12 protein-coding genes and 1 tRNA gene are annotated in these 13,040 nt (G+C 71.4%); 4 read left to right on the top strand and 9 right to left on the bottom strand.

Features of this window, described 5'->3' with window-relative positions; all coding sequences use genetic code 11:
• Nucleotides 1–14 precede the first annotated feature (14 nt).
• From QH283_RS01750 to QH283_RS01765, 4 genes are all read left to right on the top strand, one after another.
• A complete protein-coding gene (locus tag QH283_RS01750; RefSeq protein WP_280501264.1) occupies nt 15–242 on the top strand; it encodes a DUF6480 family protein in 228 nt (75 codons plus the stop codon).
• Nucleotides 243–437: 195 nt separating this feature from the next.
• Nucleotides 438–1,079, top strand: a complete 642-nt coding sequence (locus tag QH283_RS01755; protein WP_280501265.1) for a GntR family transcriptional regulator — start codon at nt 438–440, stop codon at nt 1,077–1,079.
• The gene (locus QH283_RS01760) at nt 1,079–2,353 is read left to right on the top strand and encodes an MFS transporter (RefSeq protein ID WP_280501266.1); all 1,275 of its coding nucleotides are present in this window, start codon (nt 1,079–1,081) and stop codon (nt 2,351–2,353) included. Before QH283_RS01755 ends, QH283_RS01760 begins: the two co-directional genes overlap by 1 nt.
• 78 nt (nt 2,354–2,431) lie before the next feature.
• Entirely contained in the window at nt 2,432–3,751 is a 1,320-nt protein-coding gene (locus QH283_RS01765; RefSeq protein WP_280501267.1) for a serine hydrolase domain-containing protein, read from the top strand.
• Nucleotides 3,752–3,899: 148 nt separating this feature from the next.
• On the opposite strand, the gene QH283_RS01770 is transcribed toward QH283_RS01765, so the two are convergent.
• The 9 genes from QH283_RS01770 to QH283_RS01810 all read right to left on the bottom strand — a co-directional run.
• The gene (locus QH283_RS01770) at nt 3,900–5,177 is read right to left on the bottom strand and encodes a serine hydrolase domain-containing protein (RefSeq protein ID WP_280501268.1); all 1,278 of its coding nucleotides are present in this window, start codon (nt 5,175–5,177) and stop codon (nt 3,900–3,902) included.
• 562 nt (nt 5,178–5,739) lie between these two features.
• Nucleotides 5,740–5,813, bottom strand: a tRNA-Leu gene (locus QH283_RS01775).
• A 37-nt stretch (nt 5,814–5,850) separates the two neighbouring features.
• Nucleotides 5,851–7,383 (bottom strand): amino acid permease, encoded by a 1,533-nt coding sequence (locus tag QH283_RS01780; protein WP_280501269.1) that lies wholly within the window; start codon nt 7,381–7,383, stop codon nt 5,851–5,853.
• A gap of 17 nt (nt 7,384–7,400) precedes the next feature.
• Entirely contained in the window at nt 7,401–8,867 is a 1,467-nt protein-coding gene (locus tag QH283_RS01785) for a peptide MFS transporter (RefSeq protein ID WP_280501270.1), read from the bottom strand.
• An 88-nt stretch (nt 8,868–8,955) separates the two neighbouring features.
• Nucleotides 8,956–9,903 carry a Ppx/GppA phosphatase family protein gene (locus QH283_RS01790; protein ID WP_280501271.1) on the bottom strand — a complete coding sequence of 316 codons (948 nt, stop codon included), beginning with the start codon at nt 9,901–9,903 and terminating at the stop codon, nt 8,956–8,958.
• A gap of 46 nt (nt 9,904–9,949) precedes the next feature.
• Nucleotides 9,950–10,504, bottom strand: a complete 555-nt coding sequence (locus tag QH283_RS01795; RefSeq protein WP_280501272.1) for a DUF501 domain-containing protein — start codon at nt 10,502–10,504, stop codon at nt 9,950–9,952.
• Nucleotides 10,501–11,193: an FtsB family cell division protein gene (locus QH283_RS01800; RefSeq protein ID WP_280501273.1), complete on the bottom strand. Its 693-nt coding sequence runs from the start codon at nt 11,191–11,193 to the stop codon at nt 10,501–10,503. The genes QH283_RS01795 and QH283_RS01800 overlap by 4 nt, the downstream gene beginning before the upstream one ends.
• Nucleotides 11,194–11,211: 18 nt before the next feature.
• Complete coding sequence (gene eno / locus QH283_RS01805; RefSeq protein ID WP_280501274.1) at nt 11,212–12,498, bottom strand: phosphopyruvate hydratase; 1,287 nt, start codon at nt 12,496–12,498, stop codon at nt 11,212–11,214.
• Between the two features lie 116 nt (nt 12,499–12,614).
• Nucleotides 12,615–13,040: lytic transglycosylase domain-containing protein (locus tag QH283_RS01810; RefSeq protein WP_280501275.1), on the bottom strand; the 426-nt coding region annotated here is incomplete at its 5' end.

Here is a 13,040-nt window from a genome sequence, read left to right on the forward strand (position 1 = left end):
CCGGGCGGTGAGTGATGCCCATGCACCCCGACCCCGACCCCACACCCCACCTGGCGGCGGGCGGGGGTGCCCGGCCCGGCCCCACCCCGCCGGACACCCCGCAGACCTCGGGGCTCTCGGCACCGGAGCCGCGCACGAGCAACAACTTCCCGCCGACCGGGATCGGCGCGATCGCGGCGATCGTCGTCCTGGCCGCGGTCTTCCTCGCCGTCGCGATCGCGATCATCGTCACGATCATCTGAGCCCGTCACGATCAGCTGAGCCCCGTCACGACCAGCTGAGCCGGTCCCGATCATCCGGGCCCCGGCACGATAGCGGCCGTCCCGCCCCCGGGGACACACCCCCGGCCCGGCTCGCGGACACACGGCGTCGAGCCCTGAACGCCCGTGGCCGACCTCACGGTCCGGCCACACTTCGGCGCGTCTAAGATACAACTTGTGTCTAAGACGTATTCATCGGCTGAATCTGCCTATCGCGCGGTCAAGGAGCGTATCCTGTCCGGCGGTCTGACCGGCGGGGAGCTCATCAGCGAGGGCGAGATCGCGGCCGAACTCGGCACCTCGCGCACCCCGGTGCGCGAGGCGTTCCTGCGTCTGGAGACCGAGGGGTGGATGAAGCTCTACCCCAAGCGCGGCGCCCTCGTGGTGCCCGTGCCGCCGGACGAGGCCCAGCACGTCGCCCACGCCCGCTACGTGGTCGAGACCGCTGCCGTGCGCGCCGTCGCCTCGGGCGACCCCGGCCCGTTGCATGCCGAACTCACCGCCTGCATCGCCCGCCAGCGGGAGCTGGCCGAGGCCGATGAGCTGGAGGCCTTCGCGCTGGCCGACACCGACTTCCACCGCGCATACGTGGTGGCGGGCGGCAATCCGCTGCTCACCGACTTCTACGACTCGTTGCGTGAGCGCCAGCGCCGCATGAACAGCCTCGCACTGCGCCGGGGACCGCTGGACATCGCGCAGATCATCGAACAACACGTGCACCTCGCCGGGCTGATCGCCGACCGGGACGTCGACGGCTTCGCCGCCGCCCTCGTCGACCACTTCGCCGGCGTGCACCAGCTGGAGCTACGGGGCCTGTGATGACTGTGACCACCGAGACGACACAGACCACTCGCCCCACCGGGACCGGGCAGGCCTGCCCCGCCGTCGAGACGAGCGCCGTCTTCGCCTCCCCGCACGCCCACCGCAGGGCCTGGTGGGGCGTGGCCGCCGCGGTGTTCGCGATCGCCTGGGGCGGCAACGAATTCACCCCGCTGCTGGTCATGTACAAGCAAGACGGCCTGCCCCGCACCGCCGTCGACCTGCTGCTGTTCTACTACGTGCTCGGCATCGTGCCCGCCATGTTGATCGGCGGCCCGCTGTCGGACCGCTTCGGCAGGCGCGCGCTGCTGCTACCCGCCCCGCTGATCGCGGCGACCGGTTCGCTGTTGCTGGCCTGCGGCGCCGACTCGGTGCCCCTGCTCGGCCTCGGCCGGGTGCTCTCCGGGGTCGCACTCGGCCTGGCGATGGCCGTCGGCGGCAGCTGGCTCAAGGAGCTGTCCGAGCCCGGCCGCGGGCCTCGCCGTTCGGCCATGAGCCTGACCGGCGGTTTCGCCGTCGGCGCCGGCGTGGCGGGGGTGCTGGCGCAGTGGGGTCCGCTGCCGGACGTGCTGCCCTACGTGGTCAATGTCACCCTGTGCCTCGGCGCGGCCGCCTGGATCGCCGACGCCCCGGAAACCGTGCGCACGCCCGACCAGCCGGGCAGGCTGCGCGACGACCTGAGGATCTCCGGCCTGCGCACCCCGCGCTTCCGGCAGGTCGTGCTGCCCACCGCGGTGTGGGTGTTCGCGTGCAGCGCCACCGCCTACGCGGTGCTGCCGAGCCTGATGGCCACCGAGGTCCCCGGCGCGCCGATCGCCTTCTCGGCCCTGCTCACCGTGGTCACCCTCGGCTGCGGGTTCGCCATCCAGTCCGCGGCGAGGCGGATCGACCTGCCAGGCACCGCCCGCGCCTCGGTGGTCGGACTGCTGCTGGTGATCGCCGGCCTGCTGGTGGCCGCCTTCGCCTTCGACGTGCTGACCCTGTGGGCGGCGCTGCTGACCACCGTGGTGCTCGGCGCGGGCTACGGCATCACACTGGTGGCCGGGTTGCAGGAGGTGGACCGGATGGCCGGGCCCCGCGAGCTGGCGAGCCTGACGGCGGTCTTCTACTCGCTGGCCTACCTGGGCTTCGGCCTGCCCGCGCTGCTGTCGTTCCTGTCCGAGCGGTTCGGCTTCGGCTACCCGGTCATGTACTGCGCGCTCGCCGCCGTCGCGGCCGCGTGCCTGCCGTTCGTGCTGCGCAACTACCGGGAGCCGCACAAGCGCGAACAGTGAATCGTGCTCGTTTCGTAACGATGAGCTCCCTCGGCCGATGAGCAGAACGACCGAACGAACCGAGGGGCGAAACGACGCATGCGATCAGTGAAATCCATTACGGCACTGGCTATCACAGCTGTCGCCGTAGCGCTAGCCGGTACTTTCGTCGGCACCGCGGCACCCGCCCGCGCGGACGGGCTGAAGCACTGCGCGCCGCCGCAGGGCAGGCAGTTCGAGACCGCGACCCCTGAGGAGGTCGGCCTCGACTCGGCCGCCCTGGCCGCGGCGATGGCGGTCGTCGACAACCCGACCCGGTTGAACGTCAAGCTCTTCCGCAACAACTGCCTGGTCGCCACGGGCGCGGCCAACGAACGCTCCGCCGACCTGCCGTGGAACCTGTGGAGCGCGACCAAGAGCGTGCTCTCGCTGCTCGCCGGCATCGCGATCGACCAGGGCAGGCTCGGCCTCGACACACCGATCGGCGCCTACCTGCCGGAGGGGCTCGGCAGCCAGGAGCACCGGCAGATCCTGGTGCGCAACATGCTCACCGAGTCCTCCGGGATGGACGTGGCGGTGGTGTCGGAAGGCATCACCGGCATCACCGGCCTGGACTCCAATGTGGTCGCCCAGGCGCTCGGCACCCCGGTCGTGCACGAGCAGGGCACCACCTACGGCTACAGCCAGCGCGGCGTCGACCTGCTCGCCTATGTGATCTCCCGGGCGGTCGGCGAGGATCTGCAAGCCTTCGCCCAGCGTGAGCTGTTCGACCCGCTCGGCATTGACCCGGCCACTTACCACTGGGCGCGTGATCGCAGCGGCAACACCTACGGCCACGCCCACCTGCTGCTCGCCCCCGACGACTTCGCCAAGGTGGGCCTGCTGGTGGCCGCCCGCGGCCGCTGGGGCGAGCGGCAGATCGTCTCATCGGAGTATCTGGCCGCCGCCGCCCAGCCGTCCCCGGCCATGAGCTGCTGGGGCTTCCTGTTCGTGGTCAACGGCGAGCAGTGCGAGTCGGAGTTCGCCGGGCTGCCGAAGGACGCCATCAAGATGTCGGGCATGCTGCGCCAGGACAACTACATCGTGCCGAGCCTCGGCCTCGTCCTGAGCTGGACCGGCGTGACCGTGCCGGGCAGCGCGGTGAGCTACCCGCATGATTCGCTGCGCGCCCTCGGCGCCGCCTTCCGCGATCCGGCGCTGCCCGATCCGGGCGAGTACGTGCCCGCCCCCGACGTCAGTCTGTCCGACCCGAGGATGACCGACCCCACCGCCACCTTCGCCGCGCTCGGACTCGGCCCCTACGCCTATCCGGGCTGCGACCCGGTGGTGTGCCTCGGCAAGCCGCTGCCGCCGCCGTTCGCGGACTGGCCGTCCGGGTGCGTGATCCTCGGGTGCTTCACCGCGCGGCCCAACGAGTGACTCCGGGCGCGGGGGGGGGGGGGGGGGGGGGGGGGGCGGGGGGGGGCCCCGCCCCCCCCCCCGCCCCCCCCGGCGCCGCGGGGCGGGGCGCGGGCGGGCCCCCCCCCCCCCCCCCCCGCCGAACGGCTCCCGCGCGGACGGGTCGTGTTCAGAGATCGAAGATCCGGTCGGCCGGGTCCAGCGGGCCGAACCGCTCGGAGATCAGCGTGACCAGCCGCCGCGGACGATCGCCGTCGATCCTGGCCTTGCCGCTGGTCAGGAAGGCTCCGGCCAGGCCACGCGCCGGATCGGCCCATCCGTACTGGGTGGTGAGCCCGCTGCGGCCGAAATGCGCCTCGGTGTGCCTGCCGAACTTCGAGCGCGACCCGCCCAGTTCGTATCCTGCGCACGAGACCCGGCCCGCCACCCCCGGCAGTCGTGGCGCGGGCCGGACCGCCGCCCGCACCGCGTCGGCCGAGAGCATCCTGACCCCGTCGAGTTCGCCGCCGCGGGCGAGCAGCTCGTAGAACCGCGACAGCTCCTCGGCCGTGGTGACGAGATTGCCCGACGGCAGTTCCGCGGTGAGGAAAGCGCGCAGCTTCTCCCCCGTCACCGGCCCGTCCATGCCGCCGCCGAGGGCCTTGCGCGCCAGGAACGCCGAGATCCTGGTGGCGGGCGGGCCGGTCTTCACGCTCGGCACCACCGCCGCCACCTGCTCCTCACCGACGCCGAAGTTGGTCCAGCGGAACCCCAACGGCCGCAGCACCCGCTCGGCCAGGTGCTCGCGCATACGCTTGCCGGTGGCGGCGCGCACCACCGCACGCTGGATCAACCCGCTGGTCAGCGCGTGGTAGACACGGAAACGCCCCGGCGGCCAGCTCGGCTTCAGATCCACCAGCGCACGCAGAGCCAGTTCCTCGTCGACGACCAGTTCCGAGCCCCGGTACGGCGGGGTCACGAACGGCACGCCCGCCGAGTGGGTCAGCACGTCGCCGATGGTGATGCGGCCCTTGCCGTTGGCCTCGAAGCCGGGGATGTAGTCCGCGACGGGATCGGTGACCGCGAACGCGCCTTCCTCGGCCAGCATGGCCATGATCGCCGCCGAGACGCCCTTGGCGGTCGAGAAGCCGCAGAACGGCGACTCGACGGTCACCGGGATCTTCGCCGCGTCCGGCCCGTCCTTCGGCGCGTTGCCCCTGACGTGCCCGATCGCCCGGTTCAGCACCACCTTCCCGGCCCGCCGCAGACAGATCTGGACGGCCGGAGAAGTGCCCATCCGATACCAGTCGCGCACGAACTCCCACACCGCGTCCACGTCGGCCCGGCTCAGTCCGGCGTCGGCGGGATCGTCCTCGTGCCCGACGCGGGTCACCGCGTCCAGATCGGCGGGCACCGGCACCAGCGTGGCAGCCGCGCCACCGGCGGCTCTCGTCTCCGCAGCACTCATCTCCGCCAGGGTAGCCGGACACCCGGCGCGCGCCGCCGGACCCGCGCGACGCCACACCGCCGAGGCGCCGTCCAGCAGGGCCCGCGCCGCACCACGACCGCCCCGTCCGGCGCACGCGCCGAACTCCGGCCCCGCGCCCCGCCGCCTTTCTGCTGCGTCCGCCACGGCACCGCCGCGGCGGCGAACCCGTTGGCGGAGTGGGCATTCGCGCGTTTCGACGGCGAGTTCGCGCCGCCGCGGAGGCGTTGTCCGGCAATTCGAGGATCGCGGTCGTGAAATACCGGCGATTCACCGGTGCGCGACTTCCCGATGCCGGACTCGTGGCCGTCGGATTCGGCATCGACGCGCCCGTGAATTCCTCCACCGCACGGGATCTCGAACCGCCCCCGGTGGTGTCGATTCGCACTCCGGTCCCGGGCGGGCTCGGATTCTTCGTGTTGTGGGAGCAGTTGTCCGAATGGCGAAGGGGCGCACGTGGAACGCTGTCCGCGGATATGAGGACGCTGTTGGTGAACGCGACTGCCATTCGGGTGGGACCACCGGCGGCGGGACGGCCATTCGGTGCCCCCAGTCGGACTCGAACCGACACTGTGCAGATTTTAAGTCTGCTGCCTCTGCCAATTGGGCTATAGGGGCGTGGGGGTCAGAGTACCCAGCCGTACGAGCGTACTGGTTAGGGGCTCGACTTCTCAGGGGAATGGGATTCCGGCGACGCGGATTGCTGACGGCCGAGCAGGGAGTGACGGCGGCTGTAGGTGTAGTAGACGAGCAGGCCGACGACCATCCACACCAGGAACCGGATCCAGGTCTCGATGGAGAGGTTGACCATCAGCCACAGGCAGGCCAGCACCGCCAGGATCGGCAGGAAGGGAACCCAGGGGACGCGGAAGCCGCGCGGCAGGTCGGGGCGGGTGCGGCGCAGGATGACCACACCGATCGCGACGAGGACGAAGGCGAACAGGGTGCCGATGTTGACCATCTCCTCGAGCGCGCCCATGTCGACGAAACCGGCGAGGACGGCGCAGGCGACGCCGACGATCAGGGTCAGGCGCACCGGGGTGCCGTGCTTGCCGGTGTGGGCGAGCTTGCGCGGGAGCAGGCCGTCGCGCGACATGGCGAACAGCACGCGGGTCTGGCCGAGGTAGAGCACCATGACCACGGTGGTCAGGCCCGCCAGCGCGCCGACGGAGATGATCTTCTCGGCCCAGGTGACGCCGTTGAGCGCGAAGGCGGTGGCCAGCGTGGCGTCGGTGCCCTGTAGCTCCTTGTAGGACACCATGCCGGTGAGGATGAGCGACACGGCCACGTAGAGCACGGTGACGATGGCCAGCGAGCCGAGGATGCCGCGCGGGACGTCGCGCTGCGGGTTCTTCGTCTCCTCGGCGGTGGTGGCCACCACGTCGAAGCCGATGAAAGCGAAGAACACCAGGCTGGCGGCGGCGAGCAACCCGTACCAGCCGAAGGTGCTGTTGCCCGCGCCGGTCAGCCAGGAGAACAGCGACTGGTGGATGCCGGTGTCGCTGCTCTCGCCCGCCTCCGAGGGCGGGATGTAGGGCGAGAGGTTGTCGGCGTCGAAGTAGGCGATGCCGACCGCGATGACCAGGGCGATCACCCCGAGCTTGATCGCCACCGCCAGCGCCGACACCCGCGAGGAGACCTTGGTGCCGATCACCAGCAGCACGCAGAGCACCGCGATCAGCAGCACCGCGCCCCAGTCGAAGCGCACCCCGCCCACCTCGACGGTGGTGGAGATGCCCCCGAGCACCGAGCCGAGGTACTGCGACCAGCCCTTGGACACCACCGAGACGGCCAGCGCGAACTCGAGGATCAGGTCCCAGCCGATGATCCAGGCGACGAACTCGCCGAAAGTGGCGTAGGAGAAGGTGTAGGCGCTACCCGCCACCGGGACGGTGGAGGCGAACTCGGCGTAGCACAACGCGGTCAGACCGCAGGCGATGGCGGCGAAGACGAAGGCCAGCGAGACCGAGGGCCCGGCGACATTGCCCGCGGTGCGCGCGGTCAGGGTGAAGATGCCCGCACCGACCACCACGGCGACACCGAAGATGGTCAGATCCCAGGCGGTGAGGTCCTTGCGCAGTTTGGAGTCCGGCTCGTCGGTGTCACGGATGGACTGCTCCACCGATTTCACGCGCAGGCGGTTGGCCGCCCCCGTGGCGCGCGTGCTCCCCGTGCTCGGGCTCGACATCTGCTCCCTCCTCACTGCTAGTGGACGCCTGCCATCGCGCGGCTGATCCACGGACTCACGGCGGCCACGAGCGCGCCGACCGCGATCGCGACACCGCCGATGACGCCGAAGTAGGCGACCTCGTGGGCGGGGTCGTAGAAACGGGCCAGCACACCGGACATCGATGTACCGATACCCACGGAGAAGAAATACAAAGCCATCATCTGGGCACGGAACGCCTCCGGCGCCAGCTGCGTGGTCACCGCGAGGCCGATGGGCGAGAGCAGCAGCTCCGAGACCGCGAAGCCGGCCATGACGATCAGCACCAGCAGCGCGGGCACGTCGGCGCCGGAGAACCCGGCCAGCGGCACGAACAGCAGGAAGGCCGCGCCCATGCCCATCACGCCGAGGGCGAACTTGCGCGGGGTGCTCGGCGCGCGATTGCCCAGCCGCGTCCACAGCAGCGCGAACAGCGGCGAGAGCACGATGATCCACACCGGCTCCACCGAGCCGATCCAGCTGCTCGGCGCGGTCCAGCCGAAGATGCTCCAGTTCATCCGCTCGTCGGAGTAGACGGCGAAGACGGTGAAGATCTGCTGGAACAGCGACCAGAAGACCGCGTTGGCCACGAACAGCGGCAGGAAGGCGCGCACCCGGCTGCGTTCGAGCGCGGTCACCGTCGGACTGCGCAGCATGACCACGAAATAGGCCAGCGAGACGACCACGATGACACCGGTGGTGACCTCGGCGAGGTTGTCCAGCGACACCAGCCCCAGCGACCAGGCCGCCACCACCACCGCCGTCGCCACGGCCAGCGCGCCCATGATGGGGGCGTAGAGCCTGCGCGGCAGCGGGTTGGGCACGTCCCTGCCCGCGGTGCCCAGGTTGCGGCGGAAGATCGCGTATTGGGTCAGGCCGAGGGTCATGCCGATGGCGGCGGCGCCGAAGCCGTAGTGGAAGCCGAGGTGGGTCTGGAGCAGGCCGGTCAGCAGCGGGCCGGTGAAGGCGCCGAGATTGATGCCGAGATAGAAGAGCGTGAAGCCGCCGTCGATGCGCGCGTCGCCCGCCGCGTAGAGGGTGCCGAGCAGCGAGGAGGCATTGGCCTTGAGCGCGCCGCTGCCGAGGGCGACCAGCGCCAGGCCGACGCCGACCCCGGCCAGGCCGGGAAGCACCGCCAGCGCCACGTGACCGGCGACCACGACCACGCCGCCGTAGAAGACGGTGCGCTCCATACCCAGCAGCCGGTCGGCTACCCAGCCGCCGAGCACCGTGGACAGATAGACGAGGCCGCCGTACGCGCCGACGATGCCCACCGCGGTGCCCTTGTCCATCCCGAGACCGCCGTCGGTCACCGAGTAGTACAGGTAGTAGCCGAGGATCGTGAGCATGCCGTAGAAGGAGAAACGCTCCCACAGCTCCACGCCGAAGAGGTTGGTCAACCCGATCGGGTGCCCGAACAAGGTGCGCTCCGGCGCCGGCACAACGGAAGGGACGGCACGGGACATGGCTCGACGATCCCACACCCCGGCTACCGCCCAGCGATCACCACGCCGAAAACGCGCGGACGGGCATGTGCTATAGCGGCGGCTCGGCTCAGGCGATGGACAGCGCGATGCCGTCGAGGATGTCGTGCTCGCTGACGGTCAGCGCCCCGATGCCCGCCCGGCCGGACAGCTCGTCGGCCAGCAGCTCGGTGATGATCGCGCCGCCGCCGATGACGTCGACTCGGCCGGGATGCATGGGACCGAGCGCGGCGCGCTCGGCGTGGGTCATCCCGATCAGGCGGCCGCAGGTCCGGTGCACCTCGTCCAGCGGCAGCTCGGCAAGGTGGATGCGGCCCGCGTCGTACTCCGGCAGGTCGAGGGTCAGCGCGGCCAGGGTGGTCATGGTGCCCGCCACGCCGACCCAGGTGCGGGCCTGCTCGAGCGGGATGGTCTCGAAGGCGCGCGCCAGCCGCTCGCCGGCGAACGCCCTGGCCGCGGCGATCTGCTCGGCGGTCGGCGGGTCGTCGTGCAGGCACCGCTCGGTGATGCGCACGCAGCCGATGTCGACGGAGACCGCATGTCGCACCCCCTCGGCGTCGCCGAAGACCAGCTCGGTGGAACCGCCGCCGAGGTCGACCACCACGAACGGTCCGGCGCCACCGGACAGCTCGCCGATGGCGCCGGTGAACGACAGCCTCGCCTCCTCGTCACCGGTGATGACCTCGGCCTCCGCGCCGGGCACCGCGCGGCCGAGTTCGGCGCGGGCCATGGCGAAGAAGTCCTCGCGATTGGCCGCGTCGCGGGTGGCGGAGGTGGCGACCATGCGCACCCTGCCCACCTCGGTGGCGACCATGGTGTCGACGTAGTCGGCCAGGGCCGCGCGGGTGCGTTCGATGGCCTCGGGGGCGAAGGCGCCGGCGGCGTCCACGCCCTGGCCGAGGCGCACGATCCGCATCTCCCGGTGCACGTCGGCCAGGCGGCCGTCGGGCCGCACGTCGGCGATCAGCAGGCGGATGGAATTGGTGCCGCAGTCGACCGCGGCGACCCTCTCGGACATGCTCGGGCTCCGTCTTCCTGCTCGGTGCTGCCTACTCGGATTCTGCCTACTCGGATTCTGCCTGCTGGGATTCTGCCCGCCCGGGACCGCTCTCCGGGGGGCGGTAGGGCGGCCAGTCGGCCGGGACGGCGGTGCCGCGCAGGCCGTGCTCGGCGGCCAGCGCCACCGCCTCGTCGCCCAGCGGGTTCACTCCCGGGCCCTTGGCCAGCGAGTGCGCGATGAGCACGTGCAGGCATTTGACCCGGTCGGGCATGCCACCGCCGGTGAAATCCGTGCCGAGCGACTCGATCTCGTCGCGCTCGGCCAGGTAGCTCTCGTGCGCGGCGCGATAGGCGGCGGCCAGCTCGGGATCACGGTGCAGGCGCTCGGTCATCTCGCGCATGACCCCCGCCGACTCCTGTCTGCTCGCCTCCGCGGTCAAGCGGGGGTCGGTCAGGTAGTACAGGGTCGGGAAGGGTGTGCCGTCGGGCAGTCGCGGCGCGGTCTTGACCACCGCGGGCAGGCCGTCGGGGGTGCGGTAGGCGATCGCGAGCACCCCCCGGGGCTCGCGGCCGAGCTGTTCGGCGACGATCTCGAGGTCGCGGTCGGTCGGGGCGCTCACCGTGGTCCTTCCGTGGCGGGCGGGGCAGGCGGAACGGAGTCGGCTGCCGGTTCGGGGATGTCGGGTGCGGGTCCCTCGGGTGCGGGCTCGGCGGGCGTGGGCTCGGTGGGCGAGGGCTCGGCGATGGTGTGCCACAGGTCGGTGTACCAGGGCTCGGGATCCTTGGACTGGGTCGGCCCTGACGGCCGCGGCGGCGCCTCGATGCCGGGCACCTGCACGATGTAGGGGGTCTCCCCCGGCATCACCAGGCGCAGCCGGTCCTTGGCCTCGGAACGGATGTAGGCCGGGTCCTGCTGCTGGGCGCGGCGGTCGCGCAGCATGGCCAGGTCGGCCTCGAGTTCGCGGCGCTCCTGAGCCAGTTCGGTGGCCTCGGCGCGCTGGCTGAAGTAGGTGCGCATGGGCACCGACAGGGTCAGCGCCAGCGCGCAGACCACCATCGCCAGGATGATCGCCTTGCCGCGCGACAACCCGAGGATGGTGTGCTCGGGCTGCCTGTCCGCGCGGCGCGCGGCGATCTTGCGGGGTTCGGCGCGCAGCTTCTCCCCGGATTCGACCCGCTTGCGTGGACGGGCGACGGCCGGACGGGCCGCCGCCTCGGCGTCCGCGCGCGGCCGGGAACGCGCCGATCGCGGCGTGCGGCGGTCGGCACGCCCCCCCGGGCTGCTGCCGCGCGCACGTCGTTCCGTCATCGGACGTCCCCGGTCCTCTTACCCCTCGAACGCGAAGCGCGGGAACGCGACGTCGCCCGCGTACCGCGCGGAGTCGCCGAGCGCGTCCTCGATGCGCAGCAGCTGGTTGTACTTGGCGACGCGCTCGGAGCGCGCGGGCGCACCGGTCTTGATCTGACCGCTGCCCACCGCCACGGCCAGGTCGGCGATGGTGGTGTCCTCGGTCTCACCGGACCGGTGCGACATCATCGTCTTGTAGCCGCTGCGGTGCGCCAGCTCGACCGCGTCGAGGGTCTCGGTCAGGGTGCCGATCTGGTTGACCTTCACCAGCAGCGCGTTGGCCGCGCCCTTGGCGATGCCGTCTTCGAGACGCTCCGGGTTGGTGACGAACAGGTCGTCGCCGACCAGCTGGATCTTGTCGCCGATCTGCTCGGTGAGGGCGACCCAGCCGTCCCAGTCGTCCTCCGACAGCGGGTCCTCGATGGAGACCAGCGGGTAGGCGGTCAGCAGCTCGCTGTAGAACTGCGCCATCTCCTCGGCCGAGCGCACGACGCCCTCGAACTTGTAGCCGCTGCCGGTGGTGTAGAACTCGGTCGCCGCGACGTCGAGCGCCAGCGCGACATCGGTGCCGAGCTCGAGGCCGGTCTTGGCGATCGCCTCGCCGATCAGGTCGAGCGCCTCGCGGGTGCCCGCCACGTCGGGGGCGAAGCCGCCCTCGTCACCGAGGCCGGTGGACAGGCCCTTGGCCTTGAGCACGGCCTTGAGCGCGTGGTACACCTCGGCGCCCCAGCGCAGCGACTCCTTGAAGGTCGGCGCGCCGATCGGCGCGACCATGAACTCCTGGACGTCGACGCCGGTGTCGGCGTGCGCGCCGCCGTTGAGGATGTTCATCATCGGCACGGGCAGCACGTGGGCGTTCGGGCCGCCCAGGTAGCGGAACAGCTCCAGGCCGGAGGACTCCGCGGCCGCGCGGGCCACCGCCAGCGACACGCCGAGCAGGGCGTTGGCGCCGAGACGGGACTTGTCGGGGGTGCCGTCCAGGTCGAGCAGGACCTGGTCGACGGTGCGCTGTTCGACGGCGTCGAGGCCGATGACGGCGGGCGCGATCTCGTCGAGGACGCCTTCGACGGCCTTGAGCACACCCTTGCCGTTGTAGCGGTCGCCGCCGTCACGCAGCTCGACGGCCTCGTGCTCGCCGGTGGAGGCGCCGGAAGGCACCGCGGCCCTGGTCAGGGTGCCGTCGTCGAGGGCGATCTCGACCTCGACGGTGGGATTTCCGCGGGAATCCAGGATTTCGCGCGCTCCGACCTGTTCGATGATGGCCACGAAAACGACTCTCCTTCGGCTGCTGGCACGGTGGGTCTGACGGGTTTGCGCCGTGCGGTGCCGAGCCTAGCGTCCCCGTCGCGCACGAGGTAACCGGCACTCCGACGGGGCGGTGGCTACGCGCGGCGGCCGACGCTGTAGGCCGCGGCGCGGTGGCGCACGGTGTTCAGGTAGCTGGTGGACTGGTTGTAGGTGAGCACCGCCTGCTGCCAGCCGCCCCTGGAGGTCAGGTCGCCGCCGCTGGCGCACAGGTAGCGCGCGGCGGTCAGGGCGGCGTCGTCGATGCTCTGCGGGTCGAGCACCCCGTCTCCGTTGGCGTCCACCGCCCAGCGCTGCCAGGTCTCCGGGATGAACTGCAGCGGCCCGACCGCCCGGTCGTAGACCGGGTCGCCGTCGGATAGTCCGCCCGCCGGGTCGGGGATGGTGCCGTCAGCGTTCACTCGCTGTATGCGCGCTTGGATGTATCCGTCGACCGACTTGAGTACCAGTGCGCCGCGACGCTGTTCGCGTTCGTCGGTGTCGAGTGTCCAGCCGTCGGGGAG

The organism is Nocardia farcinica (genome assembly GCF_029867845.1).
Taxonomy (GTDB): Bacteria; Actinomycetota; Actinomycetes; order Mycobacteriales; family Mycobacteriaceae; genus Nocardia; species Nocardia farcinica_A.